The sequence below is a fragment of the Streptomyces sp. WMMC940 genome, assembly GCF_027460265.1.
In the GTDB taxonomy this organism is placed as follows: Bacteria; Actinomycetota; Actinomycetes; order Streptomycetales; family Streptomycetaceae; genus Streptomyces.
This window is the reverse complement of record NZ_JAPZBC010000001.1, coordinates 2,053,269-2,079,517: the sequence shown is the minus strand read 5'-3', so window position 1 is coordinate 2,079,517 and position 26,249 is coordinate 2,053,269. Positions and strand designations below refer to the sequence as shown.

Sequence of the window (26,249 nt, the reverse complement as noted above, 5' to 3'; positions counted from 1 at the left end):
GGCTCACACTAACGCTCCTGGTTGTAGGTACTGCCCGGGCCGAAGCCCGATCCGTTCGTGTCCGTTCCCGCGCTGCGTCCCTGCTGGACACCGCGCCGCAGGTTGCTCAACCTGCCGCGCACATCCTCAGGGGCGCGGGACACCTGAGGGCCGTTCTGCGGGGTCTGCTCGGCCGTGCCCTCGATCAGATTGGCCTTGGGGACCCGGCGGGGAAGCCCGGACGAGGTGACTCCGCCGGCCGCGGGCTTGCGGAGCTTCTCGGCCCGCTGCCAGCGCTCGTCGTTCTTCGAACGCCACTCGCCTGAGCCGTCCGCCTCCGAGTCCCCGCCCTGGGCGGCCTGGGGCGCCTGGGGGGCCTGCTTGGCCTGTCCCGGCGTCTGGCCGCCGCCGGTGGAGGACTGCCACTGCTGCTGTCCCTGCTGCGGCTGTCCCGGCTGGCCGCTGCCGCGACGCGGCAGACCGGCGTCGGTCAGCTGGTGGCCGGATCCGGTGGCCGGAGCCGGACGTTCGAAGCCTACGCGGTCGGCGCCGTTCGCGGGAGCGGAGGGAGCAGATTCCGTATCCGCTCGGTACTCCGGCTCGTACGCGCTCTGGTACGTGTTCCGGTCCGCCCACTCTCCCTGGTCGGGCTGGGAGGCGTATCCGTTGTCGTACTGCGGTGCGGAGCCCTGCGAGTCGTCGTACGACGCTTCCGCATAGGCCTGCTCCTGGGTCTCCGGGTAACCGCCGGAAACCTGGAACTCGCCGGTGTTGTCGTACCCGTTGGCTTCGTAGCCGTTCTGCTGGTAGCCGCCGGTCTCGTAGCCGTTCCGGTCGTAGCCGTTCTGGTCGTACCCGTTCTGGTCGTACGCGGGCTGCTGCTCCTGTGCGTAGCCCTGCTCGTACTGCTCCTCGGCGTAGCTCCCCTGATCGGCGTAGGCCTGCTCGGGCTCGTCGTGGAACGGCGGGCGGTCCCCGCCCGTCTGCGCCTCCAGCGCCGCCCGGCGCTCCTCGCGCATCAGCGAGCGGTTGACCGGGTCCAGCTGCCGGGGCTCGGCGGGCTGGTCCTCGTAGCGGGAGTCGTCGAAGCCGAGTTCCGCGGCGGTGCGCATCGGCGCCGCATCGAAGGACTGCTGCGTCGGGATCATCTGGGAGACGGTGAAGTCGTCCTCGGGCAGGGCCTCGCCGCCGCCACCGTGGGTGATCGCGTCCGGGAGCATGACCAGCGACGTCGTGCCGGCCTGCTCGCCCGAGGGGCGGAGCTGGACGCGGATGCCGTGCCGGTCGGAGAGACGGCCGACCACGAAGAGGCCCATGCGCTGCGAGACTGCGGCGTCCACCGTCGGCGGGTTGGCCAGCTTGTGGTTGATGTCGGCGAAGTCCTCGGCGGTCAGGCCGATGCCCTTGTCGTGGATCTCGATCATGACCCGGCCGTCGGGCAGCCGGGTCGCGGTGACCCGGACCTTCGTCTGCGGCGAGGAGAACGTCGTGGCGTTCTCCAGCAGCTCGGCGAGGAGGTGCACGAGGTCGGTCACGGCCTGGCCGTGGATCTCGGTCTCCGGCACGCCGGTGAGCTCGATCCGCTCGTAGGACTCCACCTCGGAGGAGGCGGCACGGAGCACGTCGACCAGCGGCACCGGCTGGTTCCAGCGGCGGCCGGGCTCCTCGCCCGCGAGGACGAGGAGGTTCTCGCCGTTGCGGCGCATACGGGTCGCCAGATGGTCCAGCTTGAAGAGGTTCTCCAGCTGGTCCGGGTCGGCCTCGTTGTTCTCCAGGTCGGTGATCAGGGTCAACTGGCCCTCGATCAGCGACTGGTTGCGGCGCGAGAGATTGGTGAAGATCGCGTTGACGTTGCCGCGGAGCAGGGCCTGCTCGGCGGCGAGCCGCACGGCCTCGCGGTGCACCTGGTCGAAGGCGCGGGCGACCTCGCCGATCTCGTCCTTGCTGTCGATCGGGATCGGCTGCACACGGGTGTCGATCCGGCCGGGCTCGGTGCGCGAGAGCTGGTCGACGAGCATCGGCAGGCGCTGCTCGGCGATGCCGAAGGCGGCGGTGCGCAGCTGGCGCATCGAGCGGCTCATCTGGCGGGCCACCATGCCGGCCAGGATGAACGCGGCGAGCAGGGCGATCACGACGATCAGGCCGTTGACGATGGCGTCGGTCTTGGCGTCGTCGGAGATCTGGGCGGCCTCGGCCACCGCCTTGTCGACGAGTTCCCTCTCGACCTCGCTGTAGCCCTCGAACTTGGCGGTGGCGGCGGCCATCCAGATCTGCTGGGTGACGCCCTGCTCCGCGAGTTCGTCGGGGTCGGCACCGGTGCTGATCGCACCGACCATGCCGCCGAGGACCGAGCCGTCCTCGTCCTTCGGCGGAGGCTGGACGTCCTGGCCGGCGGCGGCGGCCTCGGCCATCTTGGCGGCCAGCGCCTTCTGGCCCTCCTCCGTCTTCCTGGCCATGACCTCCTTCAGCCTGTCCACGTCGGCCTGGGTACCACCGGACTGGTACTCGCCGAGGGCGATGCCCTCCAGGTAGGCGTAGGAGGTGAAGGCGATGGTCTGGCCGGCCCTGATGTCCTTCTTCTTGCTCGGACGGATGAGCAGCTCGGTACCGATGGAGCGCTGCAGCGACTCGGCGGCCTTGGCCAGCTGGATGGCGTACACCATCCGGCCGTAGCTCGTGACGTTGCCCGTGCCGAGACCGAGCTCGTTGGCGAACTCCATCAGGTAGTGCTGGACGCCGACGTAGCTCTCCTGGGTGGCGACGGGGCCCCGCTCGTCGTCACTGGGGTCGTCGGGGTCGTCGCCCTCCGACTTGGTGGGCGTCTCGAACGGCACGGTGTAGGCGACCTGGCGAAGCTTCTCGAGGGCCGGCTCCGCGGCGCGGAAGAGGTTCAGGCGCCGCTCGAGGCCCTCCTTCTGCGGCATGTCCTTGACGGCCTCGTCGAACTTCGCCTTGGCCGCGTCCGTGGCGGCCCTGGCCTCCGTGACGACCCTGCTCTGACTGTCGCCCTTCAGCAGGGGCTCCGCCGTGAGGTCCCGCTCGTTGAGGAGGGCCTGGCCGTACGCCGAGGCGGCGCGCACGATGAGCGCCGTCTTCTCGGCGTCCTGGGCCTCGTTCCAGGTGTCGATCGACCCCTTCACCTGGAATCCGCCCATGACGAGGCCGACCAGCACGGGTATGAGGAGGATCGCGTTCAGCCGGGTCGGCACACGCCAGTTGCGCGGCGACAGCCTGCTGGAACTGCCACCGGTGGCGGAGGGCTCCACGGGCTGCACATCCGCAGGCGACGCCGCTGCACGCGGGGGCGGGGTGAAGTTGCCCCGCGACTGCTGTTCCGCGGAGCTCGTCTTGCTTCGCCTCACTCGACCAACAACCTCTCGGCGTCGGCACCTAGGTTGTGCCGATTATTGTTCAGGGCCGTACTACTCATGAGTTCGTTGATTTCAGCACGCCAAGGGGGTCGGCTCCAAACAGCGGGAACCGGCCGAACCGCGCCCTCCGAACCGGAGATAAAACGGGCATAAAGAGCGAGCCCCGGCAAAAAGAGGGGCCTGTGTGAGCACAGCGATACCAGCCGGATGCATCGGGTGTCCGAACCCCGAGAATTCTCTGTCGAAACGTTATGAACATGGAGGCGGACCGTGTCAAAAAGACACGGCCCGCCCATGAAAGGTCTACGACAACATCCGTATGCCCACTTCTACTTGAGACGTGCCATGAGTGCGTGTTCCACGAGGGTGATGAGGGCGCTCTTGGCGTCGGCGCGGTGGCGTGCGTCGGTGGTGATGATCGGGGCGTCGGGGCCGATCTGGAGTGCTTCGCGGACTTCGTCGGGGGTGTAGGGCTGGTGTCCCTCGAAGCCGTTCAGGGCCACCACGAACGGCAGGCCGCTGTTCTCGAAGTAGTCGACCGCGGGGAAGCAGTCGGCGAGTCTGCGGGTGTCGACGAGGACGACGGCGCCGATGGCGCCGCGGACGAGGTCGTCCCACATGAACCAGAAGCGGTCCTGTCCGGGGGTGCCGAACAGGTAGAGGATCAGGTCCTGGTCGAGGGTGATGCGGCCGAAGTCCATGGCCACCGTGGTGGTGGTCTTGTCGCCGGTGTGCGTGAGGTCGTCGATGCCGGCCGACGCGGACGTCATGACGGCCTCGGTACGCAGCGGGTTGATCTCCGAGACGGCGCCGACGAACGTGGTCTTGCCCACGCCGAAGCCGCCCGCCACCACGATCTTCGCGCTGGTGGTCGACCGGGCCGCACCGGCGCTAGAGCTTGCGAAGTCCACTGAGCACCCTTTCGAGCAGTGTCACATCCGGCGTGCCGCCGGCCTCTCCATTGCCCGGCTGGTGGATCGCCACCATGCCGGCCTCCGCCAGGTCCGCCACCAGGATCCGCGCCACACCCAGCGGCATCGACAGCAGCGCCGAGACCTCGGCCACCGACTTGACCTCCCGGCAGAGGTGGCAGATCCGCTGGTGCTCGGGCAGGAGCGTCGACAGGTGCGCCGGGTCGGCGGTGGTGCTGACCAGCGCCTCGATGGCGAGCTGGTAGCGCGGCCGGGTCCGGCCGCCGGTCATCGCGTAAGGACGCACCAGCGGCTGGTCGCCCTCATGACCGTAGTCGGTGTCGACGGGGACACCGTACGGATCGTGAGAGGCGGGGGGCGGGGTCATGAATCCTCCGGGCGTGACAGCAAGTGGTCGGCTGTGCCGTCTGACTGGGCCGGTGGGGGGCCGGTTGGGGCGGCCGGACGGTGAGTGGACGGGTGAGGGATCACCGGGGTGTGCCTGGGGCGCACACCCCCGAACGGCGGGCTTTCTGAACGTTCCTAGTGGAGGAGGCTCCCTTGGAGTTCGGCACGCAGGTCCGGGGTGAGGACGGTGCCGGCACGGTCGACCAGGAGAGCCATCTCGTATCCCACGAGGCCGATGTCGGCGTCCGGGTGGGCGAGCACGGCCAGCGAGGAGCCGTCCGAGATGGACATGATGAAGAGGAAACCACGCTCCATCTCCACGACGGTCTGGTTGACCGCGCCGCCTTCGAAGATCCGGGACGCCCCCGCGGTCAGCGAGGTCAGACCCGACGCGACCGCCGCCAGCTGGTCGGCGCGGTCACGCGGAAACCCTTCGGACATCGCCAGCAGCAGACCGTCGGCGGAGACCACCACGGTGTGGGACACCCCGGGGGTGTTGTCCACGAAGTTGGTGATCAACCAGTTCAGATTCTGCGCCGCCTGGCTCATCGGGCTCAACTAACGCTCCTGCTGGTGAGTGGGGCCGACGTTGAAGCTGCCGGTGTTTCCGGAGCCGCCCGCCTGACGCCCCTGCTGGATGCCCCGACGGAGATTGGTCAGCCGGCCCCGTACGTCGTCCGGCGCACGGGACACCTGCGGACCGGTGTGGTGGGTCTGCTCCTGCGCGGTTCCCGGCACGAGATTGGCGCGCGGGACCCGTCGGGGCAGACCCGAGGTGGTGACACCGCCGGCCGCGGGCTTGCGCACCCGCTCGGCCTGGCGCACCAGCTCGTCGTTGGGCGAGGTCCGCCAGGAGGCGGCACCCGCGTTGTTGTGCTGGCCGCCCTGACCCGGCTGGCCCTGGCCGCCCGTGGGGCGGCGCGGCGGGCCCGACGGAGCGGGGCGCCCGGCCGGTGCGGCCGGCTGCTGCGGTGCGGCCGGGGGCTGTGCGGCGCCGTCGGCACCGCCGCCGCCCTGGTTCTGGTGGAACCAGTTCGTCTCCAGCGTGTCGTACAGCGGCGTACGGCCGTCGCCGGGGCCGGACGCCGGCGGCAGCGCTTCGGGCTGCGGCTGCGCGGGCAGGCTGCCCACGGCCGGACGCGGCGCGCCGAAGTCGGCACCGCCGTGGCGCGGACGCGGTGCTCCGGTCCTGCCCTGGCCCGCCGCGGGCGGACGCGGGGCGTTGAAGTCGGGCCGCGCGAACTGCTCGGTGGCCGCGGGGTCCTGGGCCGGAGGACGGCCCCCGTGGCCGTCGCCGCGGTGGGCACCGGGCCGTGCGTACTGCCCGGTGGACTCGGGGTCCTCGTGGCCGCGCGGCGTGTCCTGGGCGGAGCGCTGCTGCTCGCCGCCCCAGCCCGCGGGCTGTGGGCGCTGCTGCCGGCCGCCGCTGCCGGGAAGTTCGGCACGCGGGCCGCCGTTGCCGGGCTGGGCGGGACGGCCGGAGTTGCGGCCGCGGTCCTGCGCACCCGGTCCGGCCGGTCGGCCGCGCCCGGCATCGGCGCCGAACGCGCCTGCGGCAGCGCCGCCCTGGCGGGAGAAGTCCTGTTGACCGGGATCCTGACCCGGTCCGCCCTGCTGCGGTCCGCCCTGGAACAGACCGCCGTCGCGGCCGGGAAGCGCCGCACGCGGAGCCGGTCCCGTACCGACCTGCCCGCGCTGTCCGCCGGGGGAGGGGCGGCCGCCCGAACCGGCCGAGGGACCGTTGCCGAGGCCGGGACGTCCGCCGCCGGTGGCACCGGGCCCGCCGGTCAGCCCCCGACCGGCGCCTGCGCCGGCCGGAGCCTGCGGTGCGCCGTTCTGCCCGCCCGGGCCGGGCTTGCCCGGTGCCTTCTTGCCGCCGTGGGCGACATCGACGGGCAGCATGACCAGCGCGGTCGTGCCGCCGGAGTCGGAGGGACGGAGCTGGATGCGGATGCCGTGCCGCAGGGACAGGCGGCCGACCACGAACAGGCCCATGCGGCGGGATACCGAGACGTCCACGGTGGGCGGCGACGCCAGCCGCTCGTTGATCGCGGCGAGGTCCTCGGGGGAGAGGCCGATGCCGGTGTCGTGGATCTCGACGAGCACCCGCCCGTCGGGCAGGGCGTGACCGGTCACGCGCACCTTGGTCTGCGGCGAGGAGAACGACGTCGCGTTCTCCAGCAGCTCTGCGAGGAGGTGCACGAGGTCGTTGACGACGCGGCCCGCGACCTCGGTCGCCGGCACGGCGGACAGCTCGATGCGCTCGTACTGCTCCACCTCGGAGGCGGCGGCGCGGAGCACGTCGACCAGCGGGACGGGCCGGGTCCAGCGGCGGCCCGGCTCCTCGCCCGCGAGGACGAGGAGGTTCTCGCCGTTACGGCGCATACGGGTCGCGAGGTGGTCCAGCTTGAAGAGGGAGGACAGCTGGTCCGGGTCGGCCTCGCGGGACTCCAGCTCGGAGATGAGCGACAGCTGACGCTGGATGAGGCCCTGCGAACGGCGGGACAGGTTGGTGAACATCGCGTTGACGTTGCCTCGCAGGAGGGCCTGCTCTGCGGCGAGGCGGACCGCCTCGCGGTGCACGTCGTCGAAGGCCGCGGCCACCTTTCCGATCTCGTCCCGGGAGTGCACGCCCACGGACTCCACCGTGGTGTCCACGTCCTGCGGGTCGGCCTCGGACAGCTCCTTGACCAGCTCGGGCAGGCGCTCCTGGGCGACCTTGGTGGCGGTGTCCTGCAGCCGGCGCAGCGAGCGGATCATGGAGCGGGCGACGACGAAGGCGCCGACGAGCGACACACCGAGCACCAGCAGGATGAGCGCACCGTTGATGATGGCGTCCTGCTGCGACTCCTGCTTGAGCTCGCGGGCCTTGCTCTCCATCTCACCGAGAAGCGTCTTCTCGATGGTGTTCATCGCGTCGATCTTGGTGTCGGCCTGGTCGGTCCAGTCCTTGTAACCGCGGCGTTCGGCGCTCGCGAGACCGCTGGGCCGGCTCAGCACGCGGAGGGCGTAGTCGTTCGCCGCCTCGATCTCGGAGTTGCCGTCCACGAGGGGGGCGGTCAGCTCCTCGGCGTTGCCGCCGAGGGAGGCGTAGAGGCGCTTGAACGAGGCGAGGGCCTGCTTCTCGTTCTCGGCCGCGTCGTCGCCGGTGAGGCGGTCGTTCTCGCTCATCTCGCCGGCGGTCCTGGCGTTGGCCGGGAGCGCGGCCGCGATGATCGCGCGCTGGATCGACGCGTACTCCTTGGCGGCGGAGAAGGCCGCCAGGGCGCGGGTGCGCTTGATCATCTCGGGGTTGTTGGTCGCCTGGGCCATGTCCTGGGACAGGGTGAGCAGGGACGTGATCAGCCGGTTGTACCGGTTGACCGTCTGCGTGGTCGAGTCCTCGCCGTCGAAGGCGGTGCCCCGGATCTTGGCGATCGTCGTGACCTGCTGGGCGATCTGGCTGACGTTCGCGTGGATGCTCTCCAGCGCCTCGTCGCCCGTGGTGTCGCCGATGTCGACGGTCGCGGCCAGGAAGGACTGCCGGTGGCGGTCCGTCTCCGTGCGGGACTGGGTGACCTCGAAGGCCTGGACGCTGCCGTTGTTGGACAGCGGGCCGGCCGCGTGGTCGCGCTCCTCCTGGAGCGCCTCGGCGAGGGCCGTGGCCTCCTTGGTGAGCTTGGTGAGCAGCTGCATGTGGTCCAGCTGCTCGATGTCGCTCATCGACTCGTTGATGCGCAGACCGCCCAGGGTGGTCGCGGCGACGACGGGAAGCGCGAGCAGGGACACGAGCCGGGTGCTGATGCGCCAGTTGCGCAGGGCGATGCGGGAGCCCGTGTCGGTCGGGCCCTTGCCCTTGGGCCGGTCCGCCGGCTCCGCGGGGGCCGGGGCGGCGCCGGGGCGCGCTCCGCGTTCACCGCTGTCGCCTGCCGGACCCTGGTTCTGGGTGTGCTGGGGCGAGGGCCCGCGGTCGCTCGCGCCGCGCGGCTCCTGTTCAGCGGCAGCTTCCCCTTGGCCCTGTCGGGCCTGGGGACGCCCCATGCCATCCCTCTTGAAACGTCCCTGCACTAGCGTCGCAACCTCTGGACCAGGCGTCCCCCCGCGGTACGGGAAGGACGGTGTCGGCGTCGTAGGGGCGGTGGAGGCGCCCCCAGGTGGTCGTGGACCGGCGCTCTCCCCCTTCCCGCCGCCACTCGGCGCTGCGTTGCGCCCCCTGCGCGCCGGTCGGAGACCTGCGGCGGTGCGTGGAATTCCAGCACAGTGCCGGATCTGCAACAAGGGCCGTGTACCGGCCTGTGACCTGAGTGACGCGTTGTGAGCGAAACATCACGAGACGTAGAAAGTGATCGCGGAGGAATCGGGCGTTTATTGACGAGTCGCTTACGGGTGGGGGGTGTCCCAGTCGCGATGATCAGGAGCGGAATGGCGCATTCAGGTGTGCAATGTCCGTTTCTGAGCGACGGTTTGGTTGACCGGAATGACGGAATTGCTCTTCGGGCCGTGAGCAAACTCACACGTAGATCGTTGGCTCTTCCGCGCTTTCGCAGGGAAATCGCTGCTTAGCCTGACGCTTTACAAGCACCGGCACACTGACTAGGCGAGCGATGAAGACGACGATGATGTTCCGCAACATAGCCAACCCCCGCCGCACGACCCTGGCGCACCTCGAGGACGCCGGTGAGCTGCAGCCGGAGGCTCAGCCGGAACCGTCCGCCGTACTCCCCGCCCAGACGGCCAACCCCCGCCGCACGACCCTGGTGAACGCCCCCGCGGCGCTGTAATACGGCAGGTCGGGCCCCTCCCGCGCGTTAGCCTGGAGCGTCAGACTCCAGCCAGCGGAACAGAGGGGCGCGAGGCACCCGTGCGGATCGCCAGATTCTCCATCGACGGCAATGTCGCCTTCGGCGCGGTCGAGGGCGAGGGAACCGGCGATCCGGCCGGCCTCGTCCTCGACGTCATCAAGGGCATTCCCTACGGCGACTTCGAGCTCTCGGGCACGAAGATCCCCCTGAGCAAGGTCCGGCTGCTGCCGCCCGTCCTCCCGAACAAGGTCGTGGCCATCGGCCGCAACTACGCGGAGCACGCCGCGGAACTCGGCAACGAGGTCCCGGAGGCACCGGTCGCCTTCTTCAAGCCCACCACCTCGGTGATCGGCACCGGCGACGCGATCGAGTACCCCTCGTTCTCCGACGACCTGCACTACGAGGCCGAGCTCGCCGTCGTGATCGGCCGGTTGTGCCGTGACGTCCCGCGCGACCGGGTCAAGGACGTCGTCCTCGGCTACACCTGCGCCAACGACGTCACCGCCCGCGACGCCCAGAAGCGCGAGAAGCAGTGGGCCCGGGCCAAGGGCTTCGACACGTCCTGCCCGCTGGGCCCCTGGGTGGAGACCGGCATCGACCTGGCGCGCGCCGGCGACCTCACCATCCAGTGCACGGTCAACGGCGAGCAGCGCCAGCTGGGTCGCACCAGCGACATGATCCGCTCCATCGAGGACCTGGTCGTCCACATCACCGAGGCCATGACGCTGCTGCCCGGAGACGTCATCCTCACCGGCACCCCCGCCGGGGTCGGCCCCCTCAACGTCGGCGACGAGGTCGCCGTCACCATCGAAGGCATCGGCACTCTCACCAACAAGGTGATCAAGCGTGGCTAACGGACCCTCCCCCAAGCTCTCGGCTCCGCTCGAGCAGGGGGTACCCCCTCGCGTACGTTTCTGTCCCTCGCCGACCGGCAACCCCCACGTGGGTCTGGTCCGCACCGCCCTGTTCAACTGGGCGTTCGCCCGGCACAACCAGGGCACCATGGTCTTCCGGATCGAGGACACGGACGCGGCGCGCGACTCCGAGGAGTCGTACGAGCAGCTCCTCGACTCACTGCGCTGGCTGGGGCTCGACTGGGACGAGGGCCCCGAGACCGGCGGCCCGCACGAGCCGTACCGCCAGTCGCAGCGCATGGACATCTACCGGGACGTCGCCGAGAAGCTGCTGGCCGGCGGGTACGCCTACCGCTGCTACTGCACCGTCACCGAGCTCGACGAGCGCCGCGAGGCCGCACGCGCCGCCGGCAGGCCCTCCGGCTACGACGGCCACTGCCGTGACCTGTCCGGCGAGCGAAAGGCCGCCTACGAGCGCGAGGGCCGCGAGTCGATCGTCCGCTTCCGGATGCCCGACGAGCCGATCACCTTCACCGACCTGGTCCGCGGCGAGCTCACCTTCACCCCGGACAACGTGCCGGACTACGGCATCGTCCGGGCCAACGGCGCGCCCCTCTACACCCTGGTCAACCCGGTCGACGACGCGCTGATGGACATCACCCACGTGCTGCGCGGCGAGGACCTGCTGTCCTCCACCCCGCGCCAGATCGCGCTCTACGAGGCGCTGATCGAGCTCGGCGTCGCCCACCGGATCCCGGCCTTCGGCCACCTGCCGTACGTCATGGGCGAGGGCAACAAGAAGCTGTCCAAGCGGGACCCGCAGGCATCCCTCAACCTCTACCGGGAGCGCGGCTTCCTGCCGGAGGGCCTGCTCAACTACCTCTCCCTGCTCGGCTGGTCGTTCTCCGCGGACCAGGACGTCTTCTCCGTCGCCGAGATGGTCGGGAAGTTCGACATCGCGGACGTCAACGCCAACCCGGCCCGCTTCGACCTCAAGAAGGCCGAGGCGATCAACGCGGACCACATCCGCCGACTGGATGTGAAGGCGTTCGCCGAGGCCTGCGAGCCCTGGCTGCGCGCCCCCCACGCCGACTGGGAGCCCGCGGACTTCGACCAGGCCGCGTGGGAGGCGATCGCCCCGTACGCCCAGACCCGGCTGACCGTCCTCTCCGACATCACCGCCAACGTCGACTTCCTCTTCCGCCAGGAGCCGGTCGAGGACGAGGCGTCCTGGCAGAAGGCGATGAAGGAGGGCTCCGACGCCCTGCTGCGCACGGCGCGGGAGAAGCTCGCGGCCGCCGACTGGTCCGGCCCGGAGGCGCTGAAGGACGCGGTCCTGGCGGCGGGCGAGGAGCACGGCCTCAAGCTCGGCAAGGCCCAGGCGCCGGTCCGCGTCGCGGTCACCGGACGCACGGTGGGCCTGCCGCTCTTCGAGTCGCTGCAGATCCTGGGCCGCGAGAAGTCGCTGGCGCGCATCGACGCGGCGCTGGAGAAGCTCGGGGCGTGACGCGTCGCCGGACGCCCGGTGCGGCGGCAGCCCGTGGCTGCCGCCGCTCCGGCGTCTCCGGGGACCGACGTCCTTCCCGACGCCTCCGTCTCCCCGGCGACCGGCCTGCGGCGGAGGAGCCACTCCCCTTGCGCGAACCCGCCGCACGGCGTTCTCTCCGCCCGTCCCGGGGAGGGAGTCACTCCTTCGGCGTAGCCTCGGACCATGCCGATCCGAGCCGTACTGTGGGACGTCGACGACACGATCTTCGACTACGCCGGAGCCGACCGCGTCGGCATGGAGCGGCACCTGCGGGCCGAGGGTCTGGCCGAGGCGTACGCGTCCGTCGACCAGGCCCTCACGCGCTGGAAGGAGCTCACCCGGATCCACTGGCGGCGCTTCGAGGGCGGCGGAGTGGACTTCGAGGCCCAGCGGCGGGACCGCGTCCGGGACTTCCTCGGGGCGCCCGGCATGAGCGACGTCCGGGCGGACGAGTGGTTCGCCCGCTACGTCGCCCACTACGAGGCCGCCTGGCAGCTCTTCCCCGACGCCGTACCCGCGCTGGACGCCCTGGCGGCCGGCTTCCGGCACGGGGTGCTCTCGAACTCCTCCATCCGCAACCAGCACCGCAAGCTCACCGTGCTGGGCGTGCGCGATCGCTTCGAGGCGGTCGTGTGCGCGGCCGAACTGGGCGTCGCCAAACCCCGGGCCGCCGCCTTCCACGCCGCGTGCGACTCCCTCGGGCTGCCTCCGGGGGAGGTGGCGTACGTGGGCGACCACCCGGACATCGACGCGGTGGGGGCCGTCGCCGCGGGTCTGACCGGTGTCTGGCTGGACCGCGGCGGACTGGGCGGCCGGCCGGAGCTGATCCGGATCACCGGCCTGGGGGAGCTGCCCGCCCTGCTGCGGGCGGATACCCGTTTTGGAGCGCCGTGCTCCTTCGGGTAATGTTCTTCCTGCGCCGAGGGGAGCAAGCCGAAAGGCCGGACCCGGAAGCGCACAACCTGAACAAAACCCCCGCAGGGGGGTTGAGTTTTGGTGGCCTATGGTGTAATTGGCAGCACGACTGATTCTGGTTCAGTTAGTCTAGGTTCGAGTCCTGGTAGGCCAGCTCGCAGAGCTCATCTGCAAAGCCCCCGTTGTGTAGCGGCCTAGCACGCTGCCCTCTCAAGGCAGTAGCGCCGGTTCGAATCCGGTCGGGGGTACAGATCCTTCCCGCGAGATCACCTGGGTCGCTCCCGGTGGCCTCGCAGTGACAAACATCCGGCGTCCGCCGGGTGGGGATCGCCCAGGGCCCCCGTTGTGTAGCGGCCTAGCACGCCGCCCTCTCAAGGCGGTAGCGCCGGTTCGAATCCGGTCGGGGGTACCAACTGGTCTAGACCACCAGTGGCCTATGGTGTAATTGGCAGCACGACTGATTCTGGTTCAGTTAGTCTTGGTTCGAGTCCAGGTAGGCCAGCTGATCCGTCTCGATGGATCAAGATCTTGCCCCCGTTGTGTAGCGGCCTAGCACGCCGCCCTCTCAAGGCGGTAGCGCCGGTTCGAATCCGGTCGGGGGTACGCGACGAGGAGGCCCTCCCCAGCAGGGGAGGGCCTCCTCGCGTTTCCTGCGTCGTCCTCCGCCGGGGTCAGCCGAAGCGCCGGTTGGACTCCTCGGCCTGGGCCAGCCTGCGCAGCCCGAGCAGTACCGGCTCGTAGAGCACGGTCAGCGCCACGGCCGCCTCCACCTGCTCCTCCCCGGGCTCGTACCGTTCCACCAAGTCCAGGTCCGCCACGGCCAGTTCGGCCGCGCCCCGGGCGTACGGCAGCAGCTGCCCCATGTCGCAGGGATATCCGAGACGCACCATCGTGGCGATCCCGGAGACCACCATCCGGTAGGCGGGTGACTGCGCGCCGACCTCCTGGCCGAAGGTCCAGCCCAGCTTCTCCAGCAGCGCGTCCGCGGTGCGGCGGGCCGTCTCCGTGGCCGGGTCGTCCTCGTCGGGCTCCGTGCCGTGCGGCATGGCCCAGACGGCGGCGCCGAGCCGCACATGGGGGTCGAGGCCGTCGTCGGCGACGGCGGCAAGCACCTCGCGCGCGGTCGCCACCGGTATCCGGCCGACCTGGATCAGGGCGCGGACGAGACGGAGCCGGCGCAGATGCCCCTCGTCGTACTCGGACTGGGTGGCGCTGATCCGATGGCCCGGCGGCAGCAGCCGCTCGCGCAGGTAGTACTTGATCGTCGGTATCGGCACCCCGCTGCGTTCGCTGAGCTCCGCGAGTCTCATGCCCTTGCGCCCTTCCTTGGGGAGTGTCACTATCCAATCATGGATAGCTGAACTATCCAATTGGCACTCGAGGAGGAACCGTCATGGGCAGCACACCGATCCAGGGCCGCATGACCGCCGACGCGCAGGGCGACGTGGTCGTCTTCCTCATCGGCATGCGCATCAACAGCTTCCGCTCGGTGCGGAGTTGGTGGCCGGTGTTCCGGGCCATGCCGCGGATGCTGAAGGAGCTGTCGAAGGACGAGGACAGCGGGCTGCTCGGCTACCGGTTGCTGCTGGGCGGTCCACGCGTCCTCTGCACCGTCCAGTACTGGGACACCGAGGAGAAGCTCTTCGCCTACGCGGCGGCCCAGGACAGGGAGCACCGCCCGGCCTGGGCGGCGTTCAACCGGCGGATGCGCGAGGGCAGGGGGAAGGTCGGCTTCTGGCACGAGACGTACATCGTGCCGGCGGGCTCGTACGAGAACGTCTACGTGAACATGCCCGCGTTCGGTCTGGGTGCGGCGAGCGGTGTCGTCCCGGTCGCCCGGCGCGGTGAACGGGCCGCGGAGCGTCTGCGCCCGGCATGATCGCGGGGCGCAGACGCTCCGCTAACGCCGCGGGCGGGGCTCCTGGGGGAGTCCCGCCCGCGGCGTGATCGGGCCGCCCCGCGGTGTCGGCGGGCGGGGCGGCCGCGGGACCCGTCCGGTCAGCCGCGGCGGAGGGCGTCGGAGAGGCGTGCCGCCGCGTCGATGACGGCCTGTGCGTGCATCCGGCCGGGGTGTCGGGTGAGGCGCTCGATCGGTCCGGAGACCGAGACGGCGGCGACGACCCGGTTCGAGGGGCCGCGCACCGGCGCCGAGACGGACGCGACGCCGGGCTCCCGCTCGCCGATCGACTGCGCCCAGCCCCGGCGCCGGACGCCGGACAGTGCCGTCGCCGTGAAGCGCGCCCCCTGCAGACCGCGGTGCAGCCGCTCCGGCTCCTCCCAGGCCATCAGGATCTGGGCCGAGGAGCCCGCCTTCATGGTGAGCGTGGAGCCGACGGGCACCGTGTCCCGCAGTCCGGACAGCCGCTCGGCGGCCGCCACGCAGATGCGCATGTCTCCCTGCCGGCGGTAGAGCTGCGCGCTCTCGCCCGTCACATCGCGCAGATGCGTCAGCACCGGCCCCGCCGTGGCCAGCAGCCGGTCCTCGCCGGCGGCGGCTGCGAGCTCCGCCAGCCGCGGGCCGAGGATGAACCGGCCCTGCATGTCCCTCGCCACCATCCGGTGGTGTTCCAGTGCCACGGCGAGGCGGTGTGCCGTGGGTCGTGCGAGCCCTGTCGCCGCGACCAGCCCGGCGAGGGTGGCCGGACCGGACTCCAGGGCGCTCAGTACCAGAGCTGCCTTGTCGAGAACGCCGACGCCGCTAGAGTTGTCCATGCAACGATACTCACGTCTCACTCTGTGAAACGCAAGTTCAAATTCTCCGAGAAGTTGCGACTCTGGATGTGCGGCCGCACAAGGGCCCGCGCTCCCCGCCCGGCCCGGTATGCGGACGGCGGCGCAATCGATCTCTATTTGGTGCCCGGCGACGCTGCCGGGCCGGAGGGAAAGCGATGGGTAGGACACTCGCGGAGAAGGTCTGGGACGATCATGTCGTCCGGCGCGTCGAGGGCGAGCCCGATCTCCTCTTCATCGATCTCCACCTGCTGCACGAGGTGACGAGTCCGCAGGCGTTCGACGGTCTCCGTCAGAACGGGCGCCGGGTGCGGCGGCTCGACCTCACCATCGCGACCGAGGACCACAACACCCCCACCCTGGACATCGACAAGCCCGTCGCCGACCCCGTCTCCCGTGCGCAGCTGGAGACCCTGCGCAAGAACTGCGCGGAGTTCGGCGTCCGGCTGCATCCGCTGGGTGACGTCGAGCAGGGCGTGGTCCATGTCGTGGGGCCGCAGCTGGGGCTGACCCAGCCGGGCACCACCGTGGTCTGCGGCGACTCCCACACCTCCACCCACGGCGCCTTCGGCGCGCTGGCGTTCGGTATCGGCACCTCCCAGGTCGAGCACGTACTGGCCACCCAGACCCTGCCCATGGCCCGCCCCAGGACCATGGCGATCACCGTCGACGGGGAACTGCCCGACGACGTCACCGCCAAGGACCTGATCCTGGCCATCATCGCCAGGATCGGCACCGGCGGCGGCCAAGGCTACGTCCTGGAATACCGCGGCCCGGCCATCGAGAAGCTCTCGATGGAGGCCCGGATGACCATCTGCAACATGTCCATCGAGGCCGGCGCCCGAGCGGGCATGATCGCCCCCGACCAGACCACGTTCGACTACCTGAAAGGACGCGACCACGCCCCGACGGGCGAGGACTGGGACGCGGCCGTCGCCTACTGGAGGACCCTGCGCACCGACGACGACGCGGTCTTCGACGCCGAGGTGTTCATCGACGCCGCCGAACTGGCCCCGTTCGTCACCTGGGGCACCAACCCCGGCCAGGGCGCACCGCTGTCCGGACAGGTCCCCGACCCCGCATCGTACGAGGACGCCTCGGAGCGTCTCGCCGCGGAAAAGGCCCTGGAATACATGGGGTTGACCGCCGGACAGGCGCTGCGCGACATCAAGGTGGACACCGTCTTCGTAGGCTCCTGCACCAACGGCCGTATCGAGGACCTGCGCTCGGCGGCGTCGGTCCTCCAGGGCCGCAAAGTCACCGACGGCGTACGGATGCTGGTCGTTCCCGGCTCGGTGCGGGTCGCCCTGCAGGCCGTCGAGGAAGGGCTGGACAAGGTCTTCAAGGAGGCCGGCGCCCAATGGCGGCACGCGGGCTGCTCGATGTGCCTGGGCATGAACCCCGACCAGCTCGCCCCCGGCGAGCGCTCCGCCTCCACCTCCAACCGCAACTTCGAAGGCCGCCAGGGCAAAGGCGGACGAACCCACCTGGTCTCGCCACAGGTCGCCGCCGCCACCGCGGTCCTCGGCCACCTCGCCTCTCCCGCCGACCTCACCGACGTGTCCGCCACCCCCACGCCCGCCGGAGTCTGACCACCATGGAAGCTTTCACCACCCACACCGGCCGGGCCGTGCCGCTGCGCCGCAGCAACGTCGACACCGACCAGATCATCCCCGCCCACTGGCTGAAGAAGGTCACCCGCGACGGATTCGAGGACGGCCTCTTCGAGGCCTGGCGCAAGAACGACGACTTCGTCCTCAACCAGCCCGAGCGGCAGGGCGCCACCGTGCTGATCGCGGGCCCCGACTTCGGCACCGGCTCCTCCCGCGAACACGCCGTCTGGGCCCTGCAGAACTACGGCTTCAAGACAGTCATCTCCTCCCGCTTCGCCGACATCTTCCGCGGCAACTCCCTCAAGAACGGCCTGCTGACCGTGGTACTCCCCCAGCAGACCGTCGACCGGCTCTGGGAACTGACCGAGACCGACCCCGACGTCGACATCACCGTCGACCTCGAACAGCGCCAGGTCCGCGCCCCAGGCGTCACCGCCGACTTCGAACTCGACGAGAACGCCCGATGGAGGCTGCTCAACGGCCTCGACGACATCAGCCTCACCCTTCAGAACGAAGCCGACATCGCGGCCTACGAAGCCTCCAGGCCGGCCTTCAAACCTCGTACGATTGAGGTCTGAGCAGCGGTTTTCCCGAACTGCGCCCTCCACCGCCCGGTGGGGGGCGCAGTCGCATGTTGATGCCCTGTGGGGCGACAACTCGCCCCAGATGGCACAATCGGTGCATGGAACGCGACAGCCAACTCGAGCTCTACGAGGCGGTTGCGGCCCGACTGAAGGAAGCACACACGACAGTGCGCGAACTGCAAGTTCCGGAGGGCGTGCGGATGGCGCTGTCCCGGAAGCTGCTGGCAGTGACGGCCGTGGCGAAGCACGATCTCGCAGACGCCGCAAGGCGCCTGGACCGGTTGATGAAGGACCTCGATGAAGGTCGATTCCCCCAAGGTGACTGACCACCCGGCGACGGGGTCGATATGCGGCGCGGTCGCGTGGCCGCGACGGTCGACTTCGTTGCGGCACTAGGGTGATTAGCCCGTTTCGTGTTTGATTTGCGGTATATATCTGCCTAACGTGCGAAATAGCTTGAACAGTTTCGTTCCGGCGATGTCTCCGAAGGGGAAGACGTGAACAAGGCGCAGCTCGTAGAAGCGATTGCCGACAAGATGGGCGGCCGGCAGCAGGCCGCCGAAGCTGTCGACGCGGTCCTCGACGCGATCGTCCGCGCGGTTGTCGGCGGCGACCGGGTTTCGGTCACCGGCTTCGGCTCGTTCGAGAAGGTGGACCGCCCGGCCCGCTACGCCCGCAACCCGCAGACGGGCGAGCGCGTACGGGTCAAGAAGACCTCGGTGCCGCGGTTCCGCGCGGGCCAGGGATTCAAGGACCTGGTGAGCGGCACGAAGAAGCTCCCCAGGGGTGGCGAAGTGTCCGTGAAGAAGGCTCCGAAGGGCAGCCTGCAGATGGGCGCCGCCGCGAAGAAGGCGGCCGCGAAGAAGGCGACGGCCAAGAAGGCGGCGGCGAAGAAGACCACCGCCAAGAAGACCACGGCCGCGAAGAAGACGGCGGCGAAGAAGACCACCGCCAAGAAGACCACCGCGGCGGCGAAGAAGACCACCGCCAAGAAGGCGGCGACGGCGAAGAAGACCGCTCCCGCGAAGAAGGCGACGGCCAAGAAGGCGCCGGCGAAGAAGGCCACCGCGCGCAAGACCACCGCCAAGAAGACCACTGCCCGCAAGAAGTAAGCGGCGCACCATTTCAGGGCCACTCACGCGACGGGCCGGACTCCCCCAGGGGGAGCCCGGCCCGCGGCGTTCTCCCGCACCGTGCGGACCGTGCCGGTCACAGCGTCTGCAGGGTCACCAGCGTGATCCGGAGGGTGTCGCCCTCGCCCTCGGTCTCGATCCGCACCCGCTGGCCCGGGCGCAGCAGCCGCAGCCCCCCGGCGTCGAACGCCGCGGCGCCGAAGTCCACCGGAGTCCCGTCGTCGAGCAGCACACTCCCGCTGCGGGTCACTGGGTCGTACGTGTACGCGGTCGCCTGCATGCCCCGAGCCTATCCGGCGCCCGGGACGGGCGTTCCGTCCAGGCCCGCCCGGGTCCGGCGCGGTCGGCGGCCGCCGTGGTTCAGCAGCTCCAGCCGACCGGTGCCGTAGCGCACCGGGCCGCCGTCCGCGGGCCGACGCCCAGCGCGAGAGCGGCCCGCAGATCGCCGCCCGTGTCCACGTCGCGGCGTATCGACTCCACCCCGTCCAATTCGATTTCCACGGCCCCCGAGGTCAAATGCCGCTGCCGTGAGTGCCCGCCGAATGCGGGACGCAATTCTGTGCCGGGTGCCGCCGACAGGAATGTCGTGCCAATTCCGGCGGCATCCGCCAGGAAAGCCCTGGGGAATTGCCGGGCCCTGGCGAGCACCCGTTCCAATTCCTCGGGGCGCAGCGCCGGGAGGTCCGCGTTGAGCGCCGCCACCGCCGCGGCCGGCCGCAGCGCGCGCACCTCGGCGGCCCCGTGGGCCAGCGCCGCGTTGAGCCCCGCGCCCGGCGAGTCCGGGACGACACGCGCGCCCAGGGCCGCCAGCTCGGCCGCCGCCAGCGGATCGTCAGTGACGACCACCACATCCCGCACCGTGCGGCAGGACAGCGCCCGGGAGACCGTGTCCTGTGCGAAGGCGAGCGCGAACCGCGGCCGCATCGCACCACCCGTGGCCTCCGACAACCTGCTCTTGGCCAGTGCGAGCGGTTTCAGGGGGACGACCAGTGACCAGTGCACGGGCCCATTGTCACCCGCGATCACGACCGTCCGGCGACCCGGCGTCGCAGGCGGGGCGTACGGTGTTCTCGACAGACCAGGGGCCTGGGGCGACACTTGACCCCCAGCAGCCGGGCACCAGCCGGGCGGCAGTCAGGTCCAAAGAGGAAGGTGTCCGAGTGTCCCGCCGCAGAATCGGCTTCTGGTACCGCCTTGCTGCGGTCATCGCGAAACCGCCGCTGGTGGTTCTGTTCAAGCGGGACTGGCGGGGAATGGAGCACATTCCGGCCGACGGAGGATTCATCACCGCGGTGAATCACAACTCCTACCTGGATCCGCTCTCCTACGCGCACTACCAGTACAACACCGGACGGGTCCCGCGCTTCCTGGCGAAGTCCGGGCTCTTCAAGGGTTCCTTCGTGGGCACGATGCTGCGCGGCACCGGCCAGATCCCCGTCTACCGGGAGACGACGAACGCCCTCGACGCCTTCCGCGCCGCGGTCGACGCCATCGAGCGCGGCGAGTGCGTCGCGTTCTACCCCGAGGGCACGCTGACCCGGGACCCCGGGATGTGGCCGATGGCGGGCAAGACCGGTGCCGCGCGCGTCGCGCTCCTCACCAAGGCCCCGGTCATCCCCGTGGCCCAGTGGGGCGCCAACATGGCGATGCCGCCCTACGCCAAGGAGAACAAGCTGCGTCTCTTCCCCCGGAAGACCCTGGTCGTGCAGGCGGGGCCGCCCGTGGACCTCGACCGGTTCCACGGCATGGAGCCCACCCCCGACGTCCTGCGCGAGGCCACCGAGGTCATCATGGCCGCGATCACCGCGCAGCTGGAGGAGATCCGCGGCGAGAAGGCGCCGGCGACGCCGTACGACCACCGCCAGGCGCGGGCCGAACAGCGGCGCAGGGCCGCCGGGGAGGGGATCAAGTGACTCGTTCCGTCAAGGCGGCCGTCTTCGGCACCGGCTCCTGGGGCACGGCCTTCTCGATGGTCCTCGCCGACGCCGGCTGCGAGGTGACCATGTGGGGCCGCCGCGCCGAACTGGTCGACGCCGTCAACGGCACCCGCACCAACCCCGACTACCTGCCGGGGGTCCAGCTCCCCGAGGCGGTCCGGGCAACCACCGACCCCGCCGAGGCCGCCCGCGACGCCGACTTCACCGTCCTCGTCGTCCCCTCCCAGACCCTGCGCGCCAACCTCACGGAATGGGCGCCGCTGCTGGCCCCCGACACCGTGCTCGTCTCCCTGATGAAGGGCGTCGAACTCGGCACCGCCAAGCGGATGAGCGAGGTCATCGAGGAAGTGGTCGCCAAGGCACCGGCCGGGGGCGCCCCGGACGAGGTCCGGGGGAGGGTCGCCGTCCTCACCGGGCCCAACCTGGCCAAGGAGATCGCCGACCGCCAGCCCGCGGCCGCGGTCGTCGCCTGCGCCGACGAGGGCGTCGCCCGGCGCCTCCAGTCCGCCTGCATGACCCCGTACTTCCGCGCCTACACCAACACCGACGTCGTGGGCTGCGAGCTCGGCGGCGCGGTCAAGAACGTCATCGGACTGGCCGTAGGCATCGCGGACGGCATGGGCCTCGGCGACAACTCCAAGGCCACCCTCATCACCCGGGGGCTCGCCGAGACGACCCGCCTCGGACTCGCCATGGGCGCCGACCCGATGACGTTCGCCGGCCTCGCCGGCCTCGGCGACCTCGTGGCCACCTGTTCCTCCCCGCTCTCCCGGAACCACACCTTCGGCACCAACCTCGGCCGCGGGATGACGCTCCAGGAGACCATCGCCGCGACCAAGCAGACGGCCGAGGGCGTCAAGTCCTGCGAGTCGGTTCTCGATCTCGCCCGCCGGCACGGAGTCGACATGCCCATCACCGAGACGGTCGTGTCGATCGTCCACGAGGGCAAGCCGCCGGTCGTCGCGCTCAAGGAGCTGATGTCCCGCAGCGCCAAGCCCGAGCGCCACTGAGGGAAGGGCGCCGGAAGGCACTCTTCCGTTCGGTGGCCGCGCGCCCCTTCGGCCCGGCGGAGGCGCAGGGTACGCTCGTCGCGATATGAGCGAGAACCAGTCCCAGAGCACCGGCCTCGTCCCCACCGGCGGTGAGGCGCTCCGCAAGCCGCGTGTCGCGGTCGTCTTCGGCGGCCGAAGCTCCGAGCACGCGATCTCCGTCGTGACGGCCGGCGCCGTACTGCGTGCCATCGACCGCACCAAGTACGACGTCCTGCCCATCGGCATCACGGCGGACGGCCGCTGGGCGCTGACGGCCGACGAGCCCGACCGGATGGCCATCGCCGACCGGAGGCTGCCGTCCGTCGCCGACCTCGCCGAATCGGCCGAGGGCGGCGTCGTTCTCTCCGTGGACCCGGCCAACCGCGAGGTCGTCTACAGCGAGCCCGGCTCCGTGCCCAAGGCGCTCGGCGAGGTCGACGTCGTCTTCCCCGTGCTGCACGGCCCGTACGGCGAGGACGGCACGCTCCAGGGCCTGCTCGAACTCGCCGGCGTCCCGTACGTGGGAGCCGGGGTGCTCGCCTCGGCCGTCGGCCAGGACAAGGAGTACATGAAGCGGGTCTTCGTCTCCTTCGGACTGCCGGTCGGCCCGTACGCGGTGATCAGGCCCCGTGAGTGGGAGCAGGATCCTTCCGCCGCCCGTAAGAGGATCGTCGACTTCGCCGGCGAGCACGGCTGGCCGCTGTTCGTGAAGCCCGCCCGTGCCGGTTCCTCGATCGGCATCACCAAGGTCGACGACCTCTCGGGCCTGGACGGGGCCGTCGAGGAGGCCCGGCGCCACGACCCGAAGATCCTCGTGGAGGCGCTGCTGCGCGGCCGCGAGATCGAGTGCGGTGTGCTGGAGTTCGAGGACGGCCCCCGCGCCAGTGTGCCGGCCGAGATCCCGCCCGTGTCCTCGCACGACTTCTACGACTTCGAGGCCAAGTACATCGACTCGGCCACCGGGCTCGTGCCCGCGCCGCTCACCGACGAGGAGACCGCCGAGGTGCAGCGGCTCGCCGTCGAGGCGTTCGAGGCCGCGTCCTGCGAGGGACTGGTCCGCGCGGACTTCTTCCTCACCGAGGCGGGCCGGTTCGTGATCAACGAGATCAACACCATGCCGGGCTTCACGCCCATCTCGATGTACCCGCGCATGTGGCAGGAGTCCGGGGTCGACTACGCGGAGCTCGTCGACCTGCTGATCCGGGCCGCGCTGCGCCGCTCCACCGGACTGCGCTGAACCGAATCTCCCCGCACCCGCCACCGGGTGCGGGGAGATTCGGTTCAGCGGGGCACCTAGGGATTCCGGGTGAAGAGAGGAGGGACGGTCCGGGCGACCGGTCCCGCCAGATCCGTCAGCGGCCCCATGTCCGTGAACCGGTCCGACAGCGTCACCTCGACGTACGTCCTGCGGTAGGTGGTGGTGAACCGGGCGCCGTCCTCCAGCTCCTCGGAGTACCAGTCCACGCCGTTCACCTCCACCCCGTCCGCCTGCTCGCTCTGCAGCCCCGCGGGGCGCGGAACCCCGCAGCGCAGTACGATCGCGGCGTCCCCCCACCCGGCGGTCAGCTCGGAGCGGGGCTCGGGATCCCGGCGGCTCTCACCGGCCACCGACTCCGGCAACGCCTTGTGCAACGCCAGGCAGAGGGCCTTCTCCTCGGCGGGGGGAGCGGGAACCGTGACCGACGGGGCGGCGTCCGTGGAGGAGCAGCCCGCGGCGGCCAGCAGCACGGCGGCGAAGGGCAGGAACGGGAGCCGGCGGTGAGTCATCACCGGCCAAGCGTAGACGGGGGCTACAGGTGCACGACGGGGCAGGTGAGCGTACGGGTGATGCCGTCCACTTGCTGGACCTTGGCGACCACCATGCGGCCCAGCTCGTCGACGGTGTCGGCCTGGGCGCGCACGATCACGTCGTAGGGACCCGTCACGTCCTCGGCCTGGATCACTCCCGGGATCTTGGAGATGGTGTCGGCGACCGTCGACGCCTTGCCCACCTCGGTCTGAATGAGGATGTACGCCTGTACCACGGAACCTCCAGGGCGGCCACGAGGATCATGTGGGGAGAAGGGACGCCACGGTATCGCGTCGCCGCGGGCCGCGGGGAGACCCGCGCGTTCCGGGGCGTGCGCAGCGTGGCGTACCGGGCACAGAAGTTGACGGCCGACGGGGCCTACTCGACGGTACCGACAGCGGTGACGGCTCGCGACCGCACGACGAACAGGTGGGCCGGGCCGTCCGGCGGCACCGCGGCGACGAAGGGCATGACGAGATGAAGGGCACTGTGGGCGAACTGGGGGAGTTCGGGCTCATCAGGGAGCTCACCTCCAGGCTCACCTCCACCCCCGCGGTACGGCTCGGACCCGGCGACGACGCCGCGGTCGTGTCCGCACCCGACCGCAGGGTCGTGGCCAGCACCGACCTCCTGCTGGAGGGACGCCACTTCCGGCGCGACTGGTCCACCGCCTACGACGTGGGCCGCAAGGCCGCCGCGCAGAACCTCGCCGACATCGCCGCCATGGGCGCCGTGCCGACCGCTCTGCTGCTCGGCCTCGTGGTCCCCGCCGATCTCCCGGTCACCTGGGCCACCGAGCTGATGGACGGCATCCGCGACGAGTGCCAGGTCGCCGGTGCGGCGGTCGTCGGCGGCGACGTCGTCCGGGGCGACACGATCACCCTCGCGATCACCGCGCTCGGCGATCTGCGCAACCACGACCCGGTGACCAGGGCCGGCGCGCAGCCCGGCGATGTCGTCGCCTACACGGGCTGGTTGGGCTGGTCCGCCGCCGGACACGCAGTGCTCTCCCGCGGGTTCCGCTCGCCGCGCGCGTTCGTCGAGGCGCACCGCCGCCCCGAACCGCCGTACCACGCGGGCCCGGCCGCCGCGGGACTCGGCGCCACGGCGATGACCGACGTCAGCGACGGCCTCGTCGCCGACCTCGGCCACATCGCCGAGGCCAGCAAGGTCCGCATCGACCTGCGCTCCGGTCTCATCGACATCCCCTCGCAGATGAACGACATCGGCCAGGCCGTCGGTGTCGACCCTCTCCAGTGGGTGCTCAGCGGCGGTGAGGACCACGCGATCGTCGCCACCTTCCCGCCGGACGCGAAGCTGCCCGCACGCTGGAAGGTGATCGGCGAGGTGCTCAACCCGTCCGCGCTGCCGCAGGTGACCGTCGACGGGGCGCCCTGGACCAGCAAGGGCGGCTGGGACCACTTCGGGGAGGGCACATGACGCGGCAGGCACCGCCGCGGGTGCTCACCGTCGCCGGGTCCGACTCCGGTGGCGGCGCCGGGATCCAGGCGGATCTCAAGACCATGCTCGCCCTCGGCGTGCACGGGATGAGCGTCGTCACGGCGGTGACCGCGCAGAACTCCCTCGGGGTGCAGGGAGCCTGGGAAGTGCCGGTCGACGCGGTGCGGGCCCAGTACCGGAGCGTCGTGGACGACATCGGGGTCCAGGCCGTGAAGACCGGGATGCTCGCCTCGGCCGAACTCGTCGAGGCCGTCGCGGACCTGCTGGCCGGCACGGACGCCCCCGTGGTCGTCGACCCGGTCGGCGTCTCCAAGCACGGCGACTCCCTGCTCGCCGCCTCCGCACTCGAATCCGTCCGTACGAAGCTGCTGCCGACGGCCACGGTCGCGACCCCGAACCTCGACGAGGTCGTCCGGATCACCGGCGTACGCGTGGAGAGCGAGACCGATCTGCGCCGTGCGGCGGACGCGCTGCTCGCCCTCGGGCCGCGATGGGCGCTGATCAAGGGCGGTCATCTCGCAGGGGACGCGGTGGACCTGCTCACCGACGGCACCGCGGCCCACTGGCTGCGTGCCCCGCGGCACGACAACCGGCACACACACGGCACCGGCTGCACCCTCGCCTCGGCCGTCGCGGCGGAGCTCGCCAAGGGACGGGACGTCCCCGAGGCCGTCTCGGCCGCCAAGGCGTACGTGACGGGCGCGATCGCCGCGGGATTCGCGCTCGGCGGCGGGATCGGCCCCGTCGACCACGCCTGGGAACGGCACCGGCCGGGCCGCTGACGGGGTCCGGGCCGGCGCGCTCCGGCCCGGGCGCGTACGGCGAAAAGCCGGCCCACCGAGAGGTGGACCGGCTTTCAAGGCAACCGCAGGGCTGCGCTACGACGAGACGTCGGCGGGATCATCCCCGCACGAACGCGGGGAGCATCACTTAGCGCGAGACCTTGCCGGCCTTGATGCACGAGGTGCAGACGTTGAGCCGCTTCGGCGTCCGACCGACCACGGCACGCACGCGCTGGATGTTCGGGTTCCAGCGACGGGACGTACGGCGGTGCGAGTGGGAGATGTTGTTGCCGAAGCCCGGCCCCTTGCCGCAGACGTCGCAGTTGGCAGCCACGGGTCACTCCAAAGACTTCAGATGCACTTACAGTGAAATCCGGCGTGCCGGAATCAGTGGTCTGAAGTGGCTTGCCGGGGGAATGGCCCGATTCTCATCGGGCAACCG

General features: G+C 70.7%; 26 protein-coding genes and 5 tRNA genes. 19 read left to right on the top strand and 12 right to left on the bottom strand.

The window, feature by feature from the left end:
• Positions 1-8: 8 nt before the first annotated feature.
• From O7595_RS09060 to O7595_RS09040, 5 genes are all read right to left on the bottom strand, one after another.
• Positions 9-3,341, bottom strand: coding sequence for a sensor histidine kinase (locus O7595_RS09060; RefSeq protein WP_269728207.1), 3,333 nt, complete (start codon positions 3,339-3,341; stop codon positions 9-11).
• 338 nt (positions 3,342-3,679) lie between these two features.
• Positions 3,680-4,261, bottom strand: a complete 582-nt coding sequence (locus tag O7595_RS09055) for a GTP-binding protein (protein ID WP_269728206.1) — start codon at positions 4,259-4,261, stop codon at positions 3,680-3,682.
• Complete coding sequence (locus O7595_RS09050; RefSeq protein WP_093653512.1) at positions 4,242-4,649, bottom strand: DUF742 domain-containing protein; 408 nt, start codon at positions 4,647-4,649, stop codon at positions 4,242-4,244. The genes O7595_RS09055 and O7595_RS09050 overlap by 20 nt, the downstream gene beginning before the upstream one ends.
• A 155-nt stretch (positions 4,650-4,804) precedes the next feature.
• Entirely contained in the window at positions 4,805-5,218 is a 414-nt protein-coding gene (locus O7595_RS09045; RefSeq protein ID WP_017947585.1) for a roadblock/LC7 domain-containing protein, read from the bottom strand.
• A 9-nt stretch (positions 5,219-5,227) separates the two neighbouring features.
• Complete coding sequence (locus O7595_RS09040) at positions 5,228-8,689, bottom strand: nitrate- and nitrite sensing domain-containing protein (protein ID WP_269728205.1); 3,462 nt, start codon at positions 8,687-8,689, stop codon at positions 5,228-5,230.
• 563 nt (positions 8,690-9,252) lie between these two features.
• Here O7595_RS09040 and O7595_RS09035 point away from each other — a divergent pair.
• The 9 genes from O7595_RS09035 to O7595_RS08995 all read left to right on the top strand — a co-directional run bounded on the left by O7595_RS09035 (position 9,253) and on the right by O7595_RS08995 (position 13,350).
• On the top strand, positions 9,253-9,429 hold the full coding sequence (locus O7595_RS09035; protein WP_269728204.1) for a hypothetical protein: 177 nt from the start codon (positions 9,253-9,255) through the stop codon (positions 9,427-9,429).
• Positions 9,430-9,509: 80 nt separating this feature from the next.
• Positions 9,510-10,304: a fumarylacetoacetate hydrolase family protein gene (locus O7595_RS09030; RefSeq protein ID WP_269728203.1), complete on the top strand. Its 795-nt coding sequence runs from the start codon at positions 9,510-9,512 to the stop codon at positions 10,302-10,304.
• Positions 10,297-11,811, top strand: coding sequence for a glutamate--tRNA ligase (gene gltX / locus O7595_RS09025; protein ID WP_269728202.1), 1,515 nt, complete (start codon positions 10,297-10,299; stop codon positions 11,809-11,811). The genes O7595_RS09030 and gltX overlap by 8 nt, the downstream gene beginning before the upstream one ends.
• A 204-nt stretch (positions 11,812-12,015) precedes the next feature.
• Positions 12,016-12,738 carry an HAD family hydrolase gene (locus O7595_RS09020; protein ID WP_269728201.1) on the top strand — a complete coding sequence of 241 codons (723 nt, stop codon included), beginning with the start codon at positions 12,016-12,018 and terminating at the stop codon, positions 12,736-12,738.
• Positions 12,739-12,829: 91 nt separating this feature from the next.
• A tRNA-Gln gene (locus O7595_RS09015) sits at positions 12,830-12,901 on the top strand.
• 21 nt (positions 12,902-12,922) lie between these two features.
• Positions 12,923-12,995 (top strand) — tRNA-Glu (locus tag O7595_RS09010).
• A gap of 88 nt (positions 12,996-13,083) precedes the next feature.
• A tRNA-Glu gene (locus tag O7595_RS09005) sits at positions 13,084-13,159 on the top strand.
• A gap of 18 nt (positions 13,160-13,177) precedes the next feature.
• A tRNA-Gln gene (locus O7595_RS09000) sits at positions 13,178-13,249 on the top strand.
• Between the two features lie 28 nt (positions 13,250-13,277).
• Positions 13,278-13,350: transfer RNA gene (locus O7595_RS08995), tRNA-Glu, on the top strand.
• A gap of 68 nt (positions 13,351-13,418) precedes the next feature.
• Here the strand turns inward: O7595_RS08995 and O7595_RS08990 are convergent.
• Positions 13,419-14,057, bottom strand: a complete 639-nt coding sequence (locus tag O7595_RS08990; RefSeq protein ID WP_269732426.1) for a MerR family transcriptional regulator — start codon at positions 14,055-14,057, stop codon at positions 13,419-13,421.
• An 83-nt stretch (positions 14,058-14,140) separates the two neighbouring features.
• Here O7595_RS08990 and O7595_RS08985 point away from each other — a divergent pair, with 83 nt between their 5' ends.
• Entirely contained in the window at positions 14,141-14,626 is a 486-nt protein-coding gene (locus O7595_RS08985) for a DUF4188 domain-containing protein (RefSeq protein WP_269728200.1), read from the top strand.
• Between the two features lie 119 nt (positions 14,627-14,745).
• Here the strand turns inward: O7595_RS08985 and ndgR are convergent, their stop codons facing one another.
• On the bottom strand, positions 14,746-15,459 hold the full coding sequence (gene ndgR / locus O7595_RS08980; protein WP_138052959.1) for an IclR family transcriptional regulator NdgR: 714 nt from the start codon (positions 15,457-15,459) through the stop codon (positions 14,746-14,748).
• A 176-nt stretch (positions 15,460-15,635) separates the two neighbouring features.
• Between ndgR and leuC the strand changes: the two genes are divergently transcribed.
• From leuC to O7595_RS08960, 4 genes are all read left to right on the top strand, one after another.
• Positions 15,636-17,069 carry a 3-isopropylmalate dehydratase large subunit gene (leuC, locus tag O7595_RS08975; RefSeq protein ID WP_269728199.1) on the top strand — a complete coding sequence of 478 codons (1,434 nt, stop codon included), beginning with the start codon at positions 15,636-15,638 and terminating at the stop codon, positions 17,067-17,069.
• A 5-nt stretch (positions 17,070-17,074) separates the two neighbouring features.
• On the top strand, positions 17,075-17,668 hold the full coding sequence (leuD, locus tag O7595_RS08970) for a 3-isopropylmalate dehydratase small subunit (protein ID WP_269728198.1): 594 nt from the start codon (positions 17,075-17,077) through the stop codon (positions 17,666-17,668).
• 104 nt (positions 17,669-17,772) lie between these two features.
• Positions 17,773-18,000: a hypothetical protein gene (locus O7595_RS08965; protein ID WP_269728197.1), complete on the top strand. Its 228-nt coding sequence runs from the start codon at positions 17,773-17,775 to the stop codon at positions 17,998-18,000.
• Between the two features lie 171 nt (positions 18,001-18,171).
• Entirely contained in the window at positions 18,172-18,786 is a 615-nt protein-coding gene (locus tag O7595_RS08960; protein ID WP_269728196.1) for an HU family DNA-binding protein, read from the top strand.
• A 97-nt stretch (positions 18,787-18,883) separates the two neighbouring features.
• On the opposite strand, the gene O7595_RS08955 is transcribed toward O7595_RS08960, so the two are convergent.
• On the bottom strand, positions 18,884-19,087 hold the full coding sequence (locus tag O7595_RS08955) for a hypothetical protein (protein WP_269728195.1): 204 nt from the start codon (positions 19,085-19,087) through the stop codon (positions 18,884-18,886).
• Between the two features lie 80 nt (positions 19,088-19,167).
• Positions 19,168-19,809, bottom strand: a complete 642-nt coding sequence (gene cofC, locus O7595_RS08950; protein WP_332328139.1) for a 2-phospho-L-lactate guanylyltransferase — start codon at positions 19,807-19,809, stop codon at positions 19,168-19,170.
• Between the two features lie 158 nt (positions 19,810-19,967).
• On the opposite strand from cofC, the gene O7595_RS08945 reads away from it, so the two are divergent.
• From O7595_RS08945 to O7595_RS08935, 3 genes are all read left to right on the top strand, one after another.
• Positions 19,968-20,720, top strand: coding sequence for a lysophospholipid acyltransferase family protein (locus O7595_RS08945; RefSeq protein ID WP_269728193.1), 753 nt, complete (start codon positions 19,968-19,970; stop codon positions 20,718-20,720).
• Positions 20,717-21,754: an NAD(P)H-dependent glycerol-3-phosphate dehydrogenase gene (locus O7595_RS08940; RefSeq protein WP_269728192.1), complete on the top strand. Its 1,038-nt coding sequence runs from the start codon at positions 20,717-20,719 to the stop codon at positions 21,752-21,754. Before O7595_RS08945 ends, O7595_RS08940 begins: the two co-directional genes overlap by 4 nt.
• Positions 21,755-21,839: 85 nt before the next feature.
• Positions 21,840-23,012: a D-alanine--D-alanine ligase family protein gene (locus O7595_RS08935; protein WP_269728191.1), complete on the top strand. Its 1,173-nt coding sequence runs from the start codon at positions 21,840-21,842 to the stop codon at positions 23,010-23,012.
• 56 nt (positions 23,013-23,068) lie between these two features.
• On the opposite strand, the gene O7595_RS08930 is transcribed toward O7595_RS08935, so the two are convergent.
• Both O7595_RS08930 and O7595_RS08925 read right to left on the bottom strand, forming a co-directional pair.
• Positions 23,069-23,542: a DUF3515 domain-containing protein gene (locus O7595_RS08930; RefSeq protein ID WP_269732425.1), complete on the bottom strand. Its 474-nt coding sequence runs from the start codon at positions 23,540-23,542 to the stop codon at positions 23,069-23,071.
• A gap of 23 nt (positions 23,543-23,565) precedes the next feature.
• Positions 23,566-23,799 carry an Lrp/AsnC family transcriptional regulator gene (locus O7595_RS08925; protein WP_017947604.1) on the bottom strand — a complete coding sequence of 78 codons (234 nt, stop codon included), beginning with the start codon at positions 23,797-23,799 and terminating at the stop codon, positions 23,566-23,568.
• Between the two features lie 242 nt (positions 23,800-24,041).
• On the opposite strand from O7595_RS08925, the gene O7595_RS08920 reads away from it, so the two are divergent.
• Both O7595_RS08920 and thiD read left to right on the top strand, forming a co-directional pair.
• Positions 24,042-25,004: a thiamine-phosphate kinase gene (locus tag O7595_RS08920; RefSeq protein WP_269728190.1), complete on the top strand. Its 963-nt coding sequence runs from the start codon at positions 24,042-24,044 to the stop codon at positions 25,002-25,004.
• A complete protein-coding gene (gene thiD, locus O7595_RS08915; RefSeq protein WP_269728189.1) occupies positions 25,001-25,807 on the top strand; it encodes a bifunctional hydroxymethylpyrimidine kinase/phosphomethylpyrimidine kinase in 807 nt (268 codons plus the stop codon). Before O7595_RS08920 ends, thiD begins: the two co-directional genes overlap by 4 nt.
• A gap of 148 nt (positions 25,808-25,955) precedes the next feature.
• On the opposite strand, the gene rpmB is transcribed toward thiD, so the two are convergent.
• A complete protein-coding gene (gene rpmB, locus O7595_RS08910) occupies positions 25,956-26,141 on the bottom strand; it encodes a 50S ribosomal protein L28 (RefSeq protein WP_003957616.1) in 186 nt (61 codons plus the stop codon).
• Positions 26,142-26,249: the final 108 nt, after the last annotated feature.